The sequence below is a fragment of the Microvirga subterranea genome, from assembly GCF_003350535.1.
Taxonomy (GTDB): Bacteria; Pseudomonadota; Alphaproteobacteria; order Rhizobiales; family Beijerinckiaceae; genus Microvirga; species Microvirga subterranea.
The window spans coordinates 356,523-376,500 of sequence record NZ_QQBB01000005.1 but is presented as its reverse complement, the minus strand read 5'-3'; the positions used below and the strand labels follow the sequence as shown (position 1 = coordinate 376,500).

The 19,978-nt window shown below is 63.8% G+C and carries 18 protein-coding genes; 9 read left to right on the top strand and 9 right to left on the bottom strand.

The window, feature by feature from the left end:
* Nucleotides 1-144: 144 nt before the first annotated feature.
* From DES45_RS15050 to DES45_RS15040, 3 genes are read left to right on the top strand one after another with little or no spacing between them, the layout of a single operon-like run.
* The gene (locus DES45_RS15050) at nt 145-963 is read left to right on the top strand and encodes an ABC transporter ATP-binding protein (RefSeq protein WP_114770824.1); all 819 of its coding nucleotides are present in this window, start codon (nt 145-147) and stop codon (nt 961-963) included.
* Nucleotides 960-1,751 (top strand): ABC transporter permease, encoded by a 792-nt coding sequence (locus DES45_RS15045; protein WP_114770823.1) that lies wholly within the window; start codon nt 960-962, stop codon nt 1,749-1,751. Before DES45_RS15050 ends, DES45_RS15045 begins: the two co-directional genes overlap by 4 nt.
* A gap of 45 nt (nt 1,752-1,796) precedes the next feature.
* Nucleotides 1,797-2,819 carry an ABC transporter substrate-binding protein gene (locus tag DES45_RS15040; RefSeq protein WP_114770822.1) on the top strand — a complete coding sequence of 341 codons (1,023 nt, stop codon included), beginning with the start codon at nt 1,797-1,799 and terminating at the stop codon, nt 2,817-2,819.
* Nucleotides 2,820-2,878: 59 nt separating this feature from the next.
* On the opposite strand, the gene fhuF is transcribed toward DES45_RS15040, so the two are convergent.
* The 5 genes from fhuF to DES45_RS15015 all read right to left on the bottom strand — a co-directional run bounded on the left by fhuF (nt 2,879) and on the right by DES45_RS15015 (nt 8,081).
* Nucleotides 2,879-3,616 (bottom strand): siderophore-iron reductase FhuF, encoded by a 738-nt coding sequence (gene fhuF, locus DES45_RS15035; RefSeq protein ID WP_170151518.1) that lies wholly within the window; start codon nt 3,614-3,616, stop codon nt 2,879-2,881.
* Between the two features lie 7 nt (nt 3,617-3,623).
* Complete coding sequence (locus DES45_RS15030; protein WP_245571732.1) at nt 3,624-4,904, bottom strand: MFS transporter; 1,281 nt, start codon at nt 4,902-4,904, stop codon at nt 3,624-3,626.
* Nucleotides 4,901-6,991 (bottom strand): TonB-dependent siderophore receptor, encoded by a 2,091-nt coding sequence (locus DES45_RS15025; RefSeq protein ID WP_170151517.1) that lies wholly within the window; start codon nt 6,989-6,991, stop codon nt 4,901-4,903. Before DES45_RS15025 ends, DES45_RS15030 begins: the two co-directional genes overlap by 4 nt.
* A 398-nt stretch (nt 6,992-7,389) precedes the next feature.
* On the bottom strand, nt 7,390-7,692 hold the full coding sequence (locus DES45_RS15020; protein ID WP_114770819.1) for a hypothetical protein: 303 nt from the start codon (nt 7,690-7,692) through the stop codon (nt 7,390-7,392).
* 119 nt (nt 7,693-7,811) lie between these two features.
* Nucleotides 7,812-8,081, bottom strand: coding sequence for a ComEA family DNA-binding protein (locus DES45_RS15015; protein WP_342633530.1), 270 nt, complete (start codon nt 8,079-8,081; stop codon nt 7,812-7,814).
* A gap of 187 nt (nt 8,082-8,268) precedes the next feature.
* Here DES45_RS15015 and DES45_RS15010 point away from each other — a divergent pair, with 187 nt between their 5' ends.
* The gene (locus DES45_RS15010; RefSeq protein ID WP_114770818.1) at nt 8,269-8,598 is read left to right on the top strand and encodes a hypothetical protein; all 330 of its coding nucleotides are present in this window, start codon (nt 8,269-8,271) and stop codon (nt 8,596-8,598) included.
* A 94-nt stretch (nt 8,599-8,692) separates the two neighbouring features.
* Here DES45_RS15010 and mmsB read toward each other — a convergent pair whose 3' ends face one another.
* The 4 genes from mmsB to DES45_RS14990 all read right to left on the bottom strand — a co-directional run bounded on the left by mmsB (nt 8,693) and on the right by DES45_RS14990 (nt 13,582).
* On the bottom strand, nt 8,693-9,889 hold the full coding sequence (gene mmsB / locus DES45_RS15005) for a multiple monosaccharide ABC transporter permease (protein ID WP_114770817.1): 1,197 nt from the start codon (nt 9,887-9,889) through the stop codon (nt 8,693-8,695).
* 1 nt (nt 9,890) lies between these two features.
* The gene (gene mmsA, locus DES45_RS15000; protein ID WP_114770816.1) at nt 9,891-11,420 is read right to left on the bottom strand and encodes a multiple monosaccharide ABC transporter ATP-binding protein; all 1,530 of its coding nucleotides are present in this window, start codon (nt 11,418-11,420) and stop codon (nt 9,891-9,893) included.
* A 100-nt stretch (nt 11,421-11,520) separates the two neighbouring features.
* Nucleotides 11,521-12,570 carry a multiple monosaccharide ABC transporter substrate-binding protein gene (gene chvE / locus DES45_RS14995; RefSeq protein ID WP_425374288.1) on the bottom strand — a complete coding sequence of 350 codons (1,050 nt, stop codon included), beginning with the start codon at nt 12,568-12,570 and terminating at the stop codon, nt 11,521-11,523.
* A 238-nt stretch (nt 12,571-12,808) separates the two neighbouring features.
* Nucleotides 12,809-13,582 carry a FadR/GntR family transcriptional regulator gene (locus tag DES45_RS14990; RefSeq protein ID WP_114770814.1) on the bottom strand — a complete coding sequence of 258 codons (774 nt, stop codon included), beginning with the start codon at nt 13,580-13,582 and terminating at the stop codon, nt 12,809-12,811.
* Between the two features lie 402 nt (nt 13,583-13,984).
* On the opposite strand from DES45_RS14990, the gene DES45_RS14985 reads away from it, so the two are divergent.
* Genes DES45_RS14985 through DES45_RS14965 form a run of 5 tightly spaced genes read left to right on the top strand, consistent with a single transcriptional unit; the run spans nt 13,985 to nt 19,975 of the window.
* Nucleotides 13,985-14,461: a formate dehydrogenase subunit gamma gene (locus DES45_RS14985; protein ID WP_114770813.1), complete on the top strand. Its 477-nt coding sequence runs from the start codon at nt 13,985-13,987 to the stop codon at nt 14,459-14,461.
* A complete protein-coding gene (locus DES45_RS14980) occupies nt 14,458-16,014 on the top strand; it encodes a formate dehydrogenase beta subunit (protein ID WP_114770812.1) in 1,557 nt (518 codons plus the stop codon). Before DES45_RS14985 ends, DES45_RS14980 begins: the two co-directional genes overlap by 4 nt.
* Nucleotides 16,015-16,027: 13 nt before the next feature.
* Nucleotides 16,028-18,871 (top strand): formate dehydrogenase subunit alpha, encoded by a 2,844-nt coding sequence (fdhF, locus tag DES45_RS14975; protein ID WP_114770811.1) that lies wholly within the window; start codon nt 16,028-16,030, stop codon nt 18,869-18,871.
* Nucleotides 18,858-19,700: a formate dehydrogenase accessory sulfurtransferase FdhD gene (gene fdhD / locus DES45_RS14970; protein WP_114770810.1), complete on the top strand. Its 843-nt coding sequence runs from the start codon at nt 18,858-18,860 to the stop codon at nt 19,698-19,700. The genes fdhF and fdhD overlap by 14 nt, the downstream gene beginning before the upstream one ends.
* Nucleotides 19,697-19,975, top strand: coding sequence for a formate dehydrogenase subunit delta (locus tag DES45_RS14965; protein ID WP_173949875.1), 279 nt, complete (start codon nt 19,697-19,699; stop codon nt 19,973-19,975). Before fdhD ends, DES45_RS14965 begins: the two co-directional genes overlap by 4 nt.
* The last annotated feature ends 3 nt before the right edge of the window (nt 19,976-19,978 follow it).

Below are 19,978 nucleotides of genomic sequence, written 5' to 3'. Positions count from 1 at the left end.
GACCGCGTGAGTAACCGAGACGCCGGCCTAGGCGAAACCGTGTGGACCGGCGAAAGCCTTCGACCGACTGGGGCTTGCCATCGGGAGCTGAGGCTCTAGCCTGACGGGAAGCGCCGCCGACAGGCGCAGGAAACGCCCGGCCTCATGTCAACAACACCAGACGCACCTGCCGTATCGCTCAACAACGTTGCCATCACCTTCGGAGCCAAGGGGAGCGGCTACACCGCCGTCCGCACGATCGACCTCACTGTGCGGCCGATGGAATTCGTCGCTATCGTCGGTCCCACCGGCTGCGGCAAGTCCACCCTGCTGAATGCCTCGGCGGGCCTCCTTAAGCCGTCCGACGGGAAGGTCGAAATCTTCGGTGCGCCGTTACAGGGCCTGAACGGACGCGCCGGATATCTCTTCCAGCAGGATGCGCTGATGCCCTGGAAGACCGCACTCCAGAACGTCGCGGTCGCGCTCGAGCCCAAGGGCGTGGGGCGCACGGAGGCGGATGCGAAGGCGCGGGAGTGGCTGCGCCGCGTCGGTCTTGCGGCCTTCGTGGATCGCTACCCGCACATGCTCTCGGGCGGACAGAGAAAGCGTGTTGCACTGGCGCAGATGCTGATCCGCGACCCCGAAATCCTCCTCATGGACGAGCCCTTCGGCCCACTCGACGCGCAGACCCGGCAGATCATGGGCAACCTGCTCCTCGACCTCTGGGCCGCTAACCGCAAGGCCGTGCTCTTCGTCACGCACGATCTCGAAGAGGCCATCGCGCTTGCGGACCGGGTGGTGGTGATGTCCGCAGGCCCCGCGGCCCGCATCATCGGCGATTTTCCCGTCACGCTGGCCCGCCCCCGCGACATCGCGGAGTTGCGCGTCGAGCCGGAGTTTCACCACATCCACAAGGAGATCTGGGCCAGCCTGCGGACAGAGGTGCAGAAGGCCTATGCGCAGGGCGAGGGAGGAACCGCATGAAACGGCTGAAGCTGCTCGGCCTCCAGATTGCCGTAGGACTTGTTTTCCTGCTGCTCTGGCACGTGTTGACGGCCTACCCCATCCTGGCTCCGGTCAAGCAGACGCAGTTCTTCTTCTCGAACCCGGTCGACGTTCTGGCTCGGGTCTGGAAGGAGTTCGCCTCCGGCGAGATCTGGCGGCATCTCTGGATCACGCTGGTGGAGACCATCCTGGCCTTTGTGTTCGGAGCCGCGGGTGGAATCCTCTTCGGCTTCCTGTTCGCGCGCCGAGAGGTCCTCGCCGCCGTGTTCGATCCCTACATCAAGGCCGCGAACGCCCTGCCCCGCGTGGTGCTGGCACCGATCTTCGCCCTGTGGTTCGGGCTCGGAATCTGGTCGAAGGTGGCGCTCGGCTTCACGCTCGTGTTCTTCATCGTCTTCTTTAACGTCTATCAGGGGGTTCGCGAGGTGAGCCCCGTGGTGCTGTCGAATGCGCGCATGCTGGGCATGAACGAGCGCCAGCTTCTGCGGCACGTCTATTGGCCGGCTGCCCTCACCTGGATGTTCTCCTCGCTGCACACCTCCGTGGGCTTCGCCCTCGTGGGCGCAGTGGTGGGCGAGTATCTCGGGTCGTCCGCCGGGCTCGGCTACAAGATCCATGAGGCGGAGAGCGTCTTCGACGTCACAGGCGTGTTTGCCGGCATGGTGATCCTCTCGATCTTCGTGATCATCATCGACGCGCTCGTGACGATGATCGAGAACCGGCTCCTGGTCTGGCGCCCGGCCCCATCGACAACCGGGCAGGTTTGAGCAATCCTGCCCGCCGACATCTGCAGCGAAGCAGGGAGAATTGGGATGAAACGCCGTACATTTCTGATCGGAACAGGCGCTGCCGCCCTCGCGGCCGGTGCGGGCTCGCGGGCCTTTGCGCAGGAGAAGCCGGAGAAGAGCAAGGTCACCCTCGGCGTCGGCGGAAAGCCGCTGCTCTACTACCTCCCGCTCACGATCGCGGAACGCAGGGGCTTCTTCAAGGAAGAGGGACTCGACGTCGAGATCAACGACTTCGGCGGCGGCGCCAAATCGCTGCAGGCGCTCATCGGCGGCTCCGTCGACGTCGTGACGGGCGCCTATGAGCACACGATCCGCATGCAGGCCAAGGGCCAGGACGTGCGTGCCATCACGGAGCTCGGCCGTTTTCCGGCGATCGTGATCGCGGTCAAGAAGGACAAGGCTGACAAGATAAAGTCTGCCGCCGACTTCAAGGGGCTCAAGATCGGCGTGACGGCTCCTGGTTCCTCCACGGCCCTGACCACGCAATATGCCATGGTCAAGGCGGGCCTGAAGCCAACGGATGCCGCGTTCATCGGCGTCGGGTCGGGCGCGAGCGCCGTCGCCGCCATGCAGAAAGGCGAGATCGACGTGATCTCGCACCTCGACCCTGTCATCGCAAAGCTGGAATCCGACGGCGACATCACGGTGCTCATCGACACCCGTACCGAGGCCGGCACCCGGTCCCTGTTCGGCGGCTCCAACCCGGCCGCGACGTTCTACACGAAGAAGGATTTCATCGACGCCAATCCGGTGACCACGCAACGCCTGGTCAACGCCTTCATGAAGTCGCTGAAATGGCTCCAGACCGCCAAGCCCGAGGATGTCGCGGACACGGTGCCGCCCGAATACCACCTCGGCGACAAGCCGCTCTACATCAAAGCCGTGCAGAACTCGCTGGAGAGCTATTCCCGGAACGGAATCGTCTCGCCCGAGGGCATGAACAGCGTCATGGACATGCTCAAGCAGCTCGATCCGGAGCTGAGGGACGCCAAGGTCGATCTCACGACGACCTTCGACGACCGCTTCGTCAAGAAGGCCTCGATCTGACGCCAGAACCGCACGAAGGCTCGGCCCTCAGGGCCGAGACCTTCGGTGCCGCTTGCACCTCAATGCGTAGCGACGGTCCCGCGGCTGCGTTCCGGAAGTGGACATAAGCTCCCGCAATCGGCCATCCCGGGCAGGAGGTATCGCAGGCAGCAGACCTTGCGCTTGCGGACCTTCTGACAATCCTGCTCCCGCCAGATCATGGCGCCAGACATTGGATTCGGCCGCCCCGTTGCGTCGGATTTGCTCTCGAGCATGCTGTAACCCTCGTCCAGAGCATATCGGCACACCCCGTCGAAGGCTGAGGCCTGCTGCAGGGCCCAATCGAAGATCGTCGCAGCATTGGTCCAAAGCAGGCGCGGCGAGACGCGAAATTGCGCCGCAAAGCGATCGATCAGCGGCTCGACGTGCCCCGCAAAGAGATTTGCGAAGCGGCCCGTCCCGTCAGTCTCGCGAGAGCTTCCATCGTCCTCAACGATAACGGCCTCCGTCCGCCCGTCCTCCTGGAGCGCGATCCGTACGTGCTCCAGACCGACGGGAAGATTGCGGCCGAGGAGCAGAATGGCGGCGGTCGTGGGGATGATCAGGGCTCCGAAGTGCCAGTGGGTCCACATCGACACGAGCGCCCGGCGATCCCCGCCGGGATGGAGAGAAGCGAAGCGCGCCATGAGGTCCTCTGCGACGCCGACGTCGAGAAGATCACTTCCGGCGATCGAGGAGGCATGCTCCCCCGGCAGGGCTAGTGCATCCTTGAAGCGCAGCAGCGTTCCGGTGAAGCAGGGGGCCAGAGAGGAGATCATCGCCTTCCTAGAGCCCCTTCGCGGTCGCAGGCAGCACGTTTGAGAGCTGTTGCGATGCATTGCTTCGGTTCAGGACGGATACGACAGGCGCGGCAATGATCGCAAAGGCGGCTGCGGCACCGAAACAGGCGCCATAGCCGAGATGCTGCGACACCCAGCCCGCACCGATGCCGCCCGCCATGCTGACGAGGGCATCCATGCATTGCAGCAGCGTGAAGTCGATTCCGGCCTGACGCGGGTCGGACAAGGCCATGAAGCGCGCATAGAGCGCCACGAAGCCAAGCGCCATAAGGCCAGACGAGCTCGCAAGCGCCAGCGCCACGAGAAGAGGCTGCGGCACCCCTCCCCGCCAGGCGGCGGCCGCCAGAGCCGCGAGTGTGCAGGCCTGCAGCACCAGAGCGAGCAGCATCACCGATGCCGCACCCCAGACGCGGACCAATGCGCCGCCCAGCAAGGCGCAAGCGAAGCCGACGATCATGCCGCCGACGCCGTTGATGAAACCGAGCGACGCGAGTTCCACCCCGGAATCGATCAGGAAGGGGCCCAGCATGCTCAGAGCCCATTTCTGCGCCACAACGTAGATCGCCGCGAGACAAAGGCCCTTGCGGATCTCGCGCCGGCCCAAGGCATGGCGCAGGGACGGCTGGTGCTCGCGCAGGGCGGGTGCATTGCCCCCGGAACAGAGCAAGAATGGCACCCCGAGCAGCAGCAGAAGCGCCGCCATGGCGCAGGTCGCCGTATCCCAGTCCAGCCGGGCCACGAGAACGAGAAAGAGCCCGGACCCGATCGCCGAGCCGAGATAGGCCCCGCCGACCTGGGCGGCGTTGCCCCAACCGTGATGGGGTTCGGACAGGCGCTCGACTGCATGCCCATCGCACGCGATGTCCACAGTGGAGGCCGCAAAGGCGATCGCCGTGAAAACCACGATCACCGGAACGAGATGGGTCGGGCCGATCAGCCCGACGATGCAGAGCCCCAGAGCGGAGATAAGGCCGCCGACCACGACTATCGAGCGCGAACGGCTCGGCCCTGTCGGCGGCAGGCGATAACGCTCGACGGCCGGAGCCCACAGGAACTTGAGAGCCCAGGGCAGCACCGCCAGATAGGTCAGCCCGATCCGGTCGAGCGGCAGGCCGCGGTCGCGCAGCACGCTCGGCAGCGCAATGAAGGTCAGGCCGCTGATGATGCTCTGACCGACATAGAGCCCTCCGAGCGTCAGGACGATGGCCGCTGGAGCGGCAAGGCCCTGGCTCTGCGGCCCCTGCCCGCGAGGGCGGCCGGCCGTCACCAGCGATACCGCAGGCTGGCAATCACCTTACGCCCCTCGTCGAAGTAGCAGTAGCCGGAGGTACAGACCTGGCTCACCTCGTCCAGGAGATTGCTGGCATGCGCCTGGAGGCGCATGCCCCTAAGGCTCGGATCGATGTTCTCCAGGTCGTAGCGGATTGCAGCGTCGAGATAGGTGCGTGGCTCGTTGTCGAGGACCGCTCTGCTGAGGTTGTCGCCGAGGCTCGAGCCGACATAACGCACGCCGCCGGCGATGCCGAGACCCTTCGCCGCCCCGTCCTGGACCGTGTAGTCGAGCCAGACGGACGCCATGTGATAGGGCACCGCGGTGAGGCGGTTGCCTTCCGTCTCGGGGGTGAGCTTCAGGATGCGCGCATCGTTGTAGGAATAGGAGGCCTGAAGGTTCAGGCCCTCTGTCAGCGACGCGACCGCTTCGAGCTCGATTCCCTGGGAGCGCAGATCGAGCTGAACCTGCTGGTTGAGGCCGTTGACCACCTCGTAGACGACCGCATTCTCCTGCCGGAGATCGAACACCGCGGCGCGCAGGGAAGCGTTGTAGCCTGGGATGTCGTATTTCACGCCGAGCTCGACCTGCTCGCCGGTCGTCGGCTCCGCGACGGCGCCGGACAGGAGGGTTCCCGGATTGGGCGTGAAGGACGTTCCCCAGCTCACATAAGGAGCAAGTCCGAAGTCGGTCACATAACCCAGTGCCGCGCGCCCCGTGAACTTGGTGTCGTCGCGGTTGAAGATCGTGCCCCCGCTCGCGAAATCGCTCGACAGCCAGTCATGCCGTCCGCCGAGCGTCAGGCGCCAGTTCTGCCACTTGAGCTGATCCTGCACATAGATGCCTGTCAGAGTCTGCGTCTGGTTCGAGCGATAGGCCAGAACCGGATCGACTCCCACCGGCACCCCGCCGAAGCCCTCCTTCGACCGGTAGCTCAGGCGACTCACGTCCACACCGGTCAGGATCGTGTGGTCGACCGCTCCCGTACGCACGCGGCTCTCGAGGTGGGTGTCGGAGACGATGCCCCAGTTGGTCTCGCGGACGAGGCCGGGAGATCCGGAAGAGACGTATTCCTGGTTCGTCCCGAGCGCCGAGAAGCGCGTGCGCTGGCGCAGGGTGAACATGTCGTTGAAGCGGTGCTCGAACTCGTAGCCGATGCGGCCTTGCTTCTGCCGGAAGTCGTTGTAGCGCTCGTCGCCGAGAAACTGCCTGGTCGCTCCGACCGACTTGTAGGTGATGTTGCCCTGCCGATCGACGTAAGGCGCATATTCGTTGACGTAGGCCGCCGTGCCGCCGGTCGTGGAATCCATGTATTCGCCGAGGACCGTGAGGGTCGTGTCCGCTGTCGGCTTCCAGGTGATGGCTGGTGCGATGAAGACGCGGTCGTCCTTGACGGCGCCGATCTCGGTCCCCGCCTCCCGCGCGAGACCGGTCAACCGGTAGAAGAGCGTCTGATCCGAACCCACAGGGCCTGAGAGATCGAACACGCCCTGCAGGCGGCCGTAGGAGCCCGTCTGAACCTCGACCTCGCGAAACGGCAGGAAGGTGGGGCGCTTGGAGATGAGGTCGACGATGCCGCCCGTGCTGCTTGCCCCATAGATCGAGGCGGCAGGCCCACGGAGGATCGCAATGCCCTCCAGGCCGTAGGGCTCGAGGCGGAACAGGCCATTGGGGCTGTTGACCTGCCGGAGGCCATCCCGGAAGACGCCCGTATAGGTGACGTCCACACCACGGATAGTGAAGGCGTCGTAGCGCGGGTCGAAACCGTAATTGGTCACGCTTGTGCCGGGCGTGTAGGCAAGCGCGTCGAGGAGGGTCTGCGGCTTGCGATCCTCGAGCTGCTCCTGGGTCACAGTCGAGATCGATTGCGGTGCCTCGAGAATCGGCGTGTCTGTCTTCGTGGCGCTGCGGGTCGAGGTCGCCACATAACCATTCGCATTGATGGCACCGGATTGCCCATTGCCGGCTCCTTCGACGACCACCTCGTCGAGCTGGATGGCACGCGTTTCAGCTGATTGCGCAGACGCAGCATGAGGGATGAGTGCGATTGCCGACGACGCCAGCAAGACAAGATTGATCTTCACAATGCGGAACTTTCAGAAACAACAACGCGCTCCGCCTAACAATGACAGTATATACGAGTCAAGGACTCTAGTTTTGAATTATTACAGGTTCAGATTGGAACATTTCCAACCGGCGGCAAGGCGATATATTTAGTTTTTAATTCATCTAAGGTGATTTCAACCACAATGTAACCAGAACTCCATTGCAGTCATGTTGCATCATTGGCCCGGTCTGAAGGATATGTGGCTGCCATCATGTCGTGAATACGCGGACAGGTCGACCACATCACGGCCGGCTGGTCCGTTCCGAAGCCGGCGCACAAACACCATCCCCGCCGGTCTTCCGGCGGGGAAATAAACCCTCAGGCAGAGTTCTTCCCTTCCGAGAGCGGTCTTGCCGCTCTTTAGGGCGCTCTCCGTCAATGGGCGCGCGGCTGCCCCCCGACAACCGGGCGCATGAACGTGCGCTGGTGAATCTCCACCAGCCGCTGCATGAGCCAATCCCTATCGCGGGTATACCGGCACGCAAGCTCCTTCAGAAAATGCTGCTTGAGAGCTTCCGGTCCAGGCCATTCGTTCAGGCATTGTCGGTCCTGCTCATAACTTGCCTCGACCGCATCGAGGGCACGGGAGATTTCCAGAGCTTCAGCAACGTTGCGAGCGGGATCGGCGTCATATCGCCGGACCCGGAAATGGGTCTGGCGGGTGGGAGCGATCGTCATGGTGACCTCTTCAATTCCGGGATGATCGATGGTCCGGCGACATTCTCAGGTCTTCTGCCGGGCAACGATCTTGTCCTTGATGGCGTCGTAGGCGTTCTGCGGAATGATCTTCTTGTCGATCAGATCGCTTTTCGCGCGATATGGGCGCCCTTGATGATCGCGTCCGCACGCGCCGTCCCGATCTGCGGCAGCGCATCGAGCTGATCTTTCGTGGCCGTGTTGATATCGATCAGGCTGCTTGAGGGAGCAGTCGTTGGAGCGACCGCCCTGGCGGTGGGGGCCGGACTGCTGGCCGGCGGCTTCGCGGGAGCGGTCTGAGGAGCGGTCTGGGCAACGACAGGTGTGGCCAGGAACAGGCCCACGATTGCGGCGAATGACGATAGGCGCATGGAAACCTCCTTTGCGCGAGCAGGAATGCGCCGGCGGCGGCGAAGCGCCGGCGCGGGACGCGCGGCCGTCGAGCGGCGACGCGTCAGCTCATCGGAAGGAAGGAGGACCTGTCGGAGGGGCCGCGCATGGAGGATGCGTAGGAGGCGCAGTCGGGTAGGCGACCTGACCAGTTCGAATGAACCGAGCATGGTCGAGCGTGAGCTCGCAGGTCCCTGTTGGAACGGCACGCCAATCGGACGCGCCGCCGCCCATCACTCCATCGACCTTGGCCTTGATCGTATCGTCGAGCGCCTGATCCTGATCGAGGAGTGCTGCCTTGCAGGAATCGTCGGTAGCGGCCGCATTGCTGGCCGCCCAGGCAAGCTCGGCCGTGACCGGACTTGCCGCGAGCACGATAGCCACGAGTGTGCGGAGCAGGAATGCGACGAACCGTTCAGGGCCCACGACTCAGCACCTTTGGACGACACTATCGATGAAGCTCCCCTATTGCGGCAAAAGAGAGCCCGCTTCACCTAGGGACAATCCGGGTTGAGACGGGCCGCCCAACCTGCTGAACGCGCGTCGCGGGCGACCTGTTCGATCTGCCCGGGCCGGTCCCGGCGAACTCACCTCACTTCTTGCGGTTGTAGACATCCAGCGACACGGCCGCGAGGAGCACGAGGCCCTTGATGACCTGTTGATAGTCGATGCCGATGCCGAGGATCGACATGCCGTTGTTCATGACGCCCATCACGAAGGCGCCGATGACGGCACCCGTCACCTTGCCAACGCCGCCCGTGGCCGAGGCCCCGCCGATGAAGACGGCGGCGATCACGTCGAGTTCGAAGCCCAGACCGGCCTTGGGAGTTGCGGTGTTCAGGCGCGCCGCGAAGATCAGGCCGGCCAACCCTGCCAGCACCCCCATGTTCACGAAGGTCAGGAAAGTTAGCCGCTCCGTCTTGATGCCGGACAGCTTGGCGGCTTTCTCGTTTCCACCCAGGGCATAGATGCGTCGCCCGATCGTGGTGCGGTTCGTCACGAAGGCATAGAGCGCGATCAGCACCGCCATGATGACGAGGACGTTGGGGAGCCCGCGATAGGTCGCCATCAGATAGCAGAACGCGACGACAAGACCGGCCAGCAGCGCGTTCTTGAACAGAAATAGGCCGAACGGGGCCGTCTCGACCGCGTGCTTGAGCTGGTTGGCCCGGGTGCGGAAGCTGAAGTAGATCAGCACCGCCACGCTGACGACTCCGAGGAACAAGGAGGTATAGTTGAATCCTTCGCCGCCGAAGAGGTCCGGGATGAAGCCGGAGCTCAGCCTCTGGAACCCGACGGGGAACGGGCCGACGGACATGCCGCCGAGAAGCGCCAGCGTGAGCCCCTTGAAGACGAGCATGCCGGCCAGGGTCACGATGAAGGACGGCACCTTGAAGTACGCCACCCAGTAGCCCTGCGCCGCCCCGATGAGGCCGCCGACGACCAAGCACGCGATGGTCGTCGTTACCGGGTCGAAGCCCCACCGGACCATCATCATGGCCGCTAGGCCGCCGACGAAGCCGACGATCGAGCCCACCGACAGGTCGATGTGCCCGGCAACGATCACCAGCAGCATGCCCAGCGCCATGATGACGATGTAGCTGTTCTGGAGGACCAGGTTCGTGAGGTTGAGGGGCCTCAGGAGGGTTCCGTCCGTCACCACCTGGAAGAACAGCATGATGACGAGGAGCGACAGCAGCATTCCGTAATCTCGGAAATGCGTCCGCACGAAGTCCAGCCAAGAGGTCTGCCGGGGAGCGCGAAGATCCTCTGCGATCCTGGTGTCCATCTCAGCGTCTCCCCGACTTAACAATGGCATGCATGATCTTTTCCTGGGATGCCTCCGCGGCATCGAATTCGGCGATCAGGGCACCTTCGTTCATCACGTAGATCCGGTCGCACATGCCGAGCAGTTCCGGCATTTCCGATGATATCATCAGAACGCCCTTTCCCGAATCCGCCAAGCGGTTGATGATGGTGTAGATTTCGTACTTGGCCCCGACGTCGATGCCTCTGGTGGGCTCGTCCAGGATGAGGATCTCTGGATCGGCAAAGAGCCACTTGCTCAGCACGACCTTCTGCTGGTTGCCGCCCGAGAGATTGACGGTCTGCTGGAAGACGCTCGAACTCCTGATCCTCAGCCTTTTGCGGAAATCGTTCGCGACCGCCAGCTCCTGGATATCGTCGATGACGAGGTTCTTCGAGACGCCGCCGAGACGGGCGAGCGTAATGTTCTTGCGAATATCTTCGTCAAGCACGAGGCCATAGGTCTTGCGGTCCTCGGTGGCGTAGGCAATCCCGTTCGAGACCGCCCGCTCCACCGTGCTCACGTCGATCTCCTTGCCGTGCAGGAGAACCCGACCGCTGATATTCTGACCGTAGCTCCTGCCGAAGAGGCTCATGGCGAACTCGGTCCGCCCTGCCCCCATCAGGCCGGCGATGCCGACGATCTCGCCGCGCCTGATGTTCAGATCAACGTTCTTGACCACCTGCACATGAGCATGGAGCGGATGGTAAGCGGACCAGTTCTCCACCTGGAAGATGGTCTCGCCGATCTTCGGCTCCCGCTTGGGATAGCGGTCTTCCATGGTGCGGCCCACCATGCCGCGGATGATGCGGTCCTCGCCGATGTCCTGGCTCCGGCAGTCGAGGGTCTCGACGGTGCCGCCGTCGCGGAGCACCGTGATCGCGTCCGCCACCTTCGAGATCTCGTTGAGCTTGTGCGAGATCAGGATCGACGAGATGCCCTGCTCCTTGAACCTGAGCAGCAGCTCCAGGAGCGCATCGCTGTCCTTCTCGTTCAGGCTGGCGGTCGGCTCGTCGAGAATGAGCAGCTTCACCTTCTTGGAAAGCGCCTTGGCGATCTCGACGAGCTGCTGCTTGCCGACGCCGAGATTGGTCACCAGGGTCTCCGGGGATTCGCTGAGCCCGACCGTCTTCAGCAGCTCCTTCGTGCGCGAGAACGCTGTCGACCAGTCGATGATGCCGAATTCCGCCTGCTCGTTTCCGAGAAAGATGTTCTCCGCGATCGACAGGAGCGGCACGAGGGCCAGTTCCTGGTGGATGATGATGATGCCGAGCTTCTCGCTGTCGGCGATCCCCTTGAAGCGGCGCTCCTCGCCCTCGTAGTAGATGTCGCCGGAATAGGTGCCATAGGGATAGACGCCGCTGAGAACCTTCATCAGCGTGGACTTGCCCGCTCCATTCTCCCCGACGAGGGCGTGAATCTCGCCGGCCTTTACGGTGATGTTGACGTTGTCCAGGGCCTTCACGCCCGGAAACGTCTTGGTGATCCCGCGCATCTCTAGGATCGCATTCATCCCGCACCTCGGATCAGTTTCGGCCCATCAGGCCCGCAGGGGCCCTGCAACGGAAAGAAGACCCCGCGCTCCCGCGCAGGGTCCCCTCCTCTCGCGTGGACTACTGGATCTGATTTTCCTTGTAATAGCCGCTGCCCACCAGGACTTCCTTCCAGTTGGAGGCATCGACGCTGATGGGCTTCAGCAGGTAGGACGGCACGACCTTGACGCCGTTCTCATAGGTCTTGGTGTCGTTCACCTCGGGCGTCTTGCCCGACAGCGTGGCGTCCACCATGTTCGCCGCGACCTTCGCGAGCTCGCGCGTGTCCTTGAACACGGTCTGGGTCTGCTCCTTGGCGAGGATCGACTTGACCGACGGAACCTCGGCGTCCTGCCCGGTGATGATCGGCATCGGCTGCTTCGGCGTGCCGTAGCCGACGCCCTTGAGCGACGAGATGATTCCGATGCTCAGACCGTCATACGGCGACAGGACAGCGTCGACGCGCTTGTCGGTGTAGTAGGCGCTGAGCAGGTTATCCATGCGGGACTGGGCGACCGCGCCGTCCCATCGCAGGGTCGAAACCTTGTCCATGCCCATTTGGCCGCTCTGAACCTTGAGCTTTCCGCTCTTGATATAGGGCTCGAGCACCGACATCGCGCCGTTGTAGAAGAAATACGCGTTGTTGTCGTCCGGCGAGCCGCCGAAGAGCTCGATGTTGAACGGGCCCTTGCCCTCCTTCAGGCCGAGCGCCTTCTCGATGTAGCCGCCCTGAAGCACGCCGACCTGGAAGTTGTCGAAAGTGGCGTAGTAGTCGACGTTCTTCGAGTTGCGGATCAGGCGGTCATAGGCAATGACCTTGATGCCCTTGTCGGCCGCTTGTTGGAGCGCGTCGGAGAGGGTCGTTCCGTCGATGGCGGCGATCACGAGGACCTTGGAGCCCTTGGTGATCATGTTTTCGATCTGTGCGAGCTGGTTGGGGATGTCGTCCTCCGCGTATTGCAGGTCGACGTTGTAGCCCTTCTCCTTCAGCACCTTGACCATGTTGTTGCCGTCGTCGATCCAGCGCGCGGACGACTTGGTGGGCATGGCCACACCGACCGTACCCTTGTCCTGAGCTTGGCCCGGGCCGGCGAGCCCGATGGCTCCGAGAGCCAGTGCCGTTAAGGCGATACCGAATGTCCTCAAGGTCGTTCTCCCTAGGTTGACATACCCGAGCCCATCGTGGCTCCGGCGCATGTTTGGCATTGTCACTTCGACCTGCGCGCATCGACCGGCGAGCGGGGAGCCGCTCTGGCGGCGGCTTTGTGCGATTGCAACTTCAGGTCATTCCTGTCCGAAAGTCACGCATCCTTTCGCTGATTAATACTATAATACTATTTTAGTGCGGCAATGGCCTCCCCCTCTGCCCTTACGCTTCCGAAAAGGCGTGGACGGGAGGAGCCGCCAGGGCACTCTTCTTCGTCTTGATGCCGACGCGCTCCGCCGCCCGAAGGATCAGGTTGGACATCGCTTCGGCGGCTGCTGCCGGCTTCACGGCCTCGATTGCGTCGAACACTGCCTGATGTTGCTCCATCACCCGTCTGAATTGCTCGTCGCTCGAGACAGGGGAGCTGATGGTGAAGGAGGTGGCGAGCGCCGCACCGATGACGGACCCGATCGACTGCAGGAACGGATTTGCGGAGGCCTCGAGGATGGCGCGATGGAAGGCGAGGTCCGCCTTCGTGAAACCCTGCCGGCTCTTCTCGCACCGGTACATGGCGAGCAGCGCCTGATGCATCTCCTCCACCTGCTCCGGCGTCCGACGTAGGGCCGCGGTTGCACAGGCCAGCGGTTCGAGCGCCTGCCGGATCTCGAACAGCCACCCCAGGAACTGAGCGTCCACGCCCAGATCGAGATGCCACTCGATAATGTCCGGATCGAACATGTTCCAGTGGTGGCGCCCCAGGACCTTTGTGCCCACCTTGGTCTTCGACTCAATCAGGCCCTTGGCCGCAAGGGTCTTCATCGCTTCGCGCAGGGCCGTGCGGGACACGCCGAAGAGTTCCATCAGCTCCGCATCGCCCGGCAGCGTGCTGCCGACCGGGAAATGTCCCTGCATGATGCTGTGTCCGAGGCCGTGGGCCACGAGGTCGTGGGCCGACCGCGCCTTCGGAAAAGCCCTCGGGCTGCTGGCTAGAACCATCACGCGGTCACGGCGACGTCGGCTGGACGTGCTGCGACGCGTTCGGCCGCGCGCCGGGAGCTACAGCGCGGCAGTTCCGCAAAGTTCCTCAACATCGTTGGTTCCCTCCCTGTCCGTCTTCCTCGGCTCTTCCGGCCGCGTCATGCTCATTAATCATATTATATGCACGCCCAAGTTCGGCCGACAATCGTCGCCGGTGATGCTGCGCGCCCAATGCTTCGTTCAGAGGAACCATACCCGTCCCCTGCCTCAGGTTGTCCTCCCTGCGATCAGGCGCGGACTGCCGGCGGAACCTCCTGTGAGCCATCGATAAAATTTTCTGGCGCGGCGTGAGACAAGCTCCTTGCAAAGGCCGGTCCGCTTCGCCAACCTGGACAAAAGAGAAGCCGTTCAGGGAAGAAAATGCCTCAACCGGTTCAATGGGATATCGCGCGAGCGAGCGAAATCGTGGAGGCCCATACCCACCGCGACGGTGCCGCGCTTCCCGTCCTCCACGCACTCCAGGAAGAGTTCGGCTTCGTGGCCGACGAGGCCATTCCCCTGATCGCTTCCGCTCTCAACCTGTCCAGGGCCGAAGTTCGTGGAATCGTGACCTTCTATCACGATTTCCGCCGCCAGCCCCCCGGACGCCACGTGCTCAAGCTGTGCCGGGCCGAGGCCTGCCAGTCGATGGGCGCTCCCCGGCTCGCTCGGCAGATTTTGGAACAGGAAGGCGTTGACTGGGGCGGGACGACCGCTGACGGCGCCCTGACGATCGAAGCCGTCTACTGTCTCGGTCTCTGTGTGTGCGCTCCAGCCGCCCTATATGATGGCGAGCCGGTGGCCCGCCTTGACGCGACCACCCTCGCAACCCTGTCCAGGGAGGCGCGGCAGGCATGACCCGGATCTATATTTCGCAGGATGCTGCCTCGCTTGCACTCGGCGCATCACGAATTGCCCGCGCCGTCGCCGAAACGGCATCCACGCTCGGTCAACCAATCGGGATCGTACGGACGGGCTCGCGCGGTCTGTTCTGGCTGGAGCCGCTCATCGAGGTCGAGACGCCGGAGGGCCGCATCGGCTATGGCCCTCTCCGGCCGGACGACGTCGCGAGCCTGTTCGAGGCGGACTTCCTGGCCGGCGGCGACCACCCGCTTCGGATCGGACGGCTCGAAGATGTTCCGTATCTGGCCCGCCAGCAGCGCCTCGTCTTCGCGCGCTGCGGCGTGATCGATCCCGTTTCGATTGCCGATTACCGAGCCCATGGCGGCTTCAAGGGGCTGGATCGCGCCCTCGCCTGTGGGGCACAGGAGATCGTCGACAGGGTGAAGGCATCCGGTCTCCGCGGCCGCGGCGGCGCAGGATTTCCGACCGGCATCAAATGGGGCACCGTTCTGCATGCCGAGGCGGATCGGAAGTACATCGTCTGCAACGCCGACGAGGGCGACAGCGGCACCTTCGCCGACCGGATGCTGATGGAGGGCGATCCCTTCACCCTGATCGAGGGGATGATCATCGCGGCCCTCGCGGTCGGCGCCACAAAAGGGTTCATCTACATCCGCTCCGAATACCCGCACGCTTTCCGTACCATGAACGCGGCAATCGCGGCGGCGATCCAGGCCGGCTGGCTCGGCGCCTCCGTCATGGGTTCCGGTCGCCCGTTCACCCTGGAGACGCGTCTCGGCGCTGGCGCCTACATTTGCGGCGAGGAGACCTCCCTTCTGGAGAGTCTCGAGGGCAAGCGCGGCGTCGTCCGGGCCAAGCCTCCCCTGCCCGCAATCGCAGGCCTCTTCGGCAAGCCGACGGTCGTCAACAATGCGCTCACCTTCGCCAGCGTGCCCTGGATCCTGGAGCATGGGGCGCAGGCCTATGCCGATTACGGGATGGGACGCTCCCGCGGGACGCTGCCCGTGCAACTCGCCGGCAACGTGAAGCGTGGCGGCCTCATCGAACTCGCCTTCGGCGTCACGCTGCGCGAGATCATCGAGGATTTCGGCGGCGGCACATTTACCGGCCGCCCCGTGAAGGCCGTGCAGATCGGCGGACCGCTCGGCGCCTATTTTCCGGCCCACATGCTCGACATTCCGATGGACTACGAGAGCTTCGCGGCCGAGAAGGGCCTCGTCGGCCATGGCGGCATTGTCGTGTTCGACGATACCGTCGATCTCTCCCGGCAGGCCCGCTTCGCCTTCGAGTTCTGTGCCAAGGAAAGCTGCGGCAAGTGCACGCCCTGCCGGGTGGGGGCGGTGCGCGGCGTCGAGGTGATGGACCGCATCATCGCAGGCAACGAGCCGGAGAAGAACTTCGAGGTGCTCGAAGACCTCTGCCGGTTGATGACCGACGCCTCGCTCTGCGCCATGGGAGGCCTCACGCCCGTGCCGGTGATGAGCGCAATCACGCATTTCTTCGAAGACTTCGACCGACCCAGAACCCTGCCTGCGGCCGCCGAGTGAGGGAGGTCAGACCATGCCCCTGATCCAGGAAATCGACTACGGCACGCCGATCCGCAAGTCGGACAAGATCGCCACCCTCACGATCGACGGGCAATCCGTCTCCGTTCCGGCCGGTACCTCCGTCATGGCCGCCGCCATGGTGCTCGGCACGAAGATTCCGAAGCTTTGCGCAACGGACAGCTTGGAGCCCTTCGGCTCCTGCCGCCTCTGCCTCGTGGAGATCGAGGGACGCCGCGGCACCCCCGCCTCCTGCACGACGCCGGTCGAGGAAGGCATGGTCGTGCACACCCAGACCCCGCGGCTCGCAGACCTTCGGCGGGGCGTGATGGAACTCTACATCTCCGACCACCCGCTCGACTGCCTCACCTGCTCGGCCAATGGCGATTGCGAACTGCAGGATATGGCGGGCGCCGTGGGCCTGCGTGAGGTCCGCTACGGCTACGAGGGCCAAAACCATCTCAAAGCCCCGAAGGACGAGTCGAACCCCTACTTCACGTTCGAGGATTCGAAATGCATCGTCTGCTCGCGCTGCGTTCGGGCCTGCGAAGAAGTGCAGGGAACCTTCGCCCTCACCATTCAGGGGCGCGGCTTCGACTCCCGCGTCTCGCCGGGCGGCCTCGACTTCTTCGGCTCGGAATGCGTCTCCTGCGGCGCCTGCGTCCAGGCCTGCCCGACCGCGACCCTCAACGAGAAGAGCGTCATCACGCTCGGCACGCCTGAGCGTTCGGTGGTGACGACCTGCGCCTATTGCGGCGTCGGCTGCTCGTTCAAGGCGGAGATGAAGGGCAATATGGTCGTGCGCATGGTGCCGTACAAGGACGGCAAGGCGAACGAAGGCCATTCCTGCGTTAAGGGACGCTTCGCCTGGGGCTACGCCACGCACAAGGACCGCATCACGAAGCCGATGATCCGCGAGAAGATCACGGATCCATGGCGCGAGGTCTCGTGGAACGAGGCGCTGACCCGTGCGGCGAGCGAGTTCAAGCGCATCCAGGCGAGGTACGGCCGCAACTCCATCGGCGGCATCACCTCGTCCCGCTGCACCAACGAGGAGACCTTCCTGGTCCAGAAGCTGGTGCGGGCCGGCTTCGGCAACAACAACGTCGATACCTGCGCCCGGGTCTGCCACTCGCCGACCGGCTACGGCCTGAAGGCGACCCTCGGCACCTCCGCCGGCACGCAGGACTTCGCCTCCGTCGCCGAGGCCGACGTCATCGTGGTGATCGGCGCCAATCCCACGGACGGCCATCCGGTCTTCGCGTCGCGCATGAAGCGGCGCCTGCGCGAGGGTGCGCGGCTGATCGTCATCGACCCGCGGCGGATCGACCTCGTGAGGTCGCCGCACGTCGAGGCAGACTACCACCTGCCGCTGAAGCCCGGCACCAACGTGGCGATGATCAACGCCATCGCGCACGTGATCGTGACGGAAGGTTTGATCAACGAGGATTACGTGCGCGAGCGCTGCGACCTCGACGATTTCGAGGTCTGGGCCCGCTTCATCGCCGATGAGCGCCATTCTCCGGAAGCCGTCGAGGATCTGACCGGCGTGCCGGCCGCCGACGTGCGCGGCGCGGCGCGCCTCTACGGGAAGGCGCAGAATTCAGCGATCTACTACGGACTCGGCGTCACGGAGCACAGCCAAGGCTCGACGATGGTGATGGGCATGGCGAACCTCGCCATGGCGACCGGCAACATCGGCCGGCAAGGCGTGGGCGTGAACCCGCTGCGCGGGCAGAACAACGTCCAGGGCTCGTGCGACATGGGCTCGTTCCCGCACGAGTTCTCCGGCTACCGCCATGTGTCAGACGATGCGACTAGGCAGATGTTCGAGACTTTTTGGGGCGTGGCGCTCGACAACGAGCCGGGACTTCGCATTCCCAACATGCTGGACGAGGCGGTCTCCGGTTCGTTTAAAGGACTCTATATCCAGGGCGAGGACATCGCGCAGTCCGACCCGGACACGCAGCACGTTACTGCGGGCTTAATGGCAATGGAGTGCGTGGTCATCCAGGATATCTTCCTGAACGAGACTGCCAAGTACGCCCATGTCTTCCTGCCGGGATCCTCGTTCCTGGAGAAGGACGGGACATTCACCAACGCGGAGCGACGCATCAACCGCGTGCGCAAGGTCATGCCGCCCTTGAGCGGCATGGCGGACTGGGAAGTAACGATCGCCTTCGCCAAAGCACTCGGTTTCGAAATGAGCTACGAGCACCCAGGCCAGATCATGGAGGAGATTGCGCGGCTCACCCCGAGTTTCGCAGGTGTCTCTTACGAGAAGCTCGAGAAGCTCGGTTCGATCCAGTGGCCCTGCAACGACGCGGCTCCCTTCGGAACGCCGACCATGCATGTGGATCGGTTCGTGCGCGGCAAGGGCAAGTTCATGATCACGGAATTCGTGCCGACCGAGGAGCGGACCGGCCCGCGCTTCCCGCTGATCCTTACGACCGGGCGCATTCTGACCCAGTACAATGTGGGGGCGCAGACCCGTCGCACGGCCAACAGCCTGTGGCATGAGGAGGACGTGCTGGAGATCCATCCCTTCGACGCCGAGAACCGGGGCATCATGGAGGGCGATCTGGTGGCCCTGGAGAGCCGTTCGGGCGACATTGCGTTGAGGGCGCGGATCAGCGAACGGATGCAACCGGGAGTGGTCTACACGACCTTCCACCACGCGAAGACCGGCGCGAACGTCATCACCACCGATTATTCGGATTGGGCGACGAACTGCCCCGAGTACAAGGTAACGGCCGTCCAGGTGCGAAAGACCAATCGCCCCTCCGACTGGCAGGCGCGCTTCTTCGAGGAGAATGCCACGCTCAAGCAAATCGGGACCCGCCTGGATGCCGCCCAGTAGCCGCCATGGCGCTCCTCCGGAAGCGACGGAGGCCGAAGCCTCGGTCGTCTCCTTCGAAACCGGAGCCGTCACGAGCACCGGGAGGGTGCTGCCTGCGGAGGAGCCTGTCGGCATCATCTATGGGGGCGTTCCCTTCGCCGTCATGATGGTAACGCCATCCCATCTCGAGGACTTCGCCTACGGATTCAGCCTCACCGAGGGCGTCATTTTGGATCGTCGCGATATTCGCGGAATTCGCATCGAGCAGGCGGAGAATGGCCTCCAGTGCTCCATCGATCTTGTGCCCGAGCGTCTGCACCAGCATCTCGCGCGCAAGCGGGCTTTATCGGGCAGAACCGGGTGCGGCCTGTGCGGGATCGACGATCTCGCGTCTCTTCCTCACGCAAGGGCTCCGGAGGGAGAGGCGCCCCGCATTGCGGTTGGCTCCGTCCGGCGTGCTCTCGATCAGATGGAGCACTGGCAGCCCCTGAACGATCGCACCCGCGCCGTTCACGCTGCCGCATGGGCGGGCATCGATGGCGAAGTCGTGACGGTACGAGAGGATGTCGGTCGCCACAACGCACTCGACAAGCTGATCGGCGCCCTTGTTCGGACCGACGCAGATCCGAGGCAGGGCTTCGCAATCGTCACGAGTCGTTGCTCATTCGAACTCGTGGAGAAGATCGCCGCCTTCGGGGCGCGCACGCTCGTGGCGGTCTCAGCTCCGACGGCCCGGGCCCTTGCGCGGGCCCGGGAACTGGACATCACGCTCGCAGGAATCGCGCGACGCGATTCCATGACCGTCTTTCACGGCCTCGAGCGTCTCCTTCAGCAGGAATCGGCCCGATGACCATCGAGAAGCTGATCCGCATGGCCAACCAGATTGCAGGCTTCTTTCAGTCTTATCCGGAGGACAAGGCAGTCGCAGGGATTAAGGATCATCTCGTCTCATTTTGGACTCCGGGCATGCGCAACGCCATTCTGGCGCATGCCCGGCAGGGAGGAGCCGGTTTGGATCCGCTCGTCATTGACGCGTTGCAGAGCATCCAGCCAAGCGAAAGCCCGATCGAGAAGGAAGTCGCCGGCCCGGAGCAGCTCGGCCAACTCGGCAGCGACGCCGGGTGACGG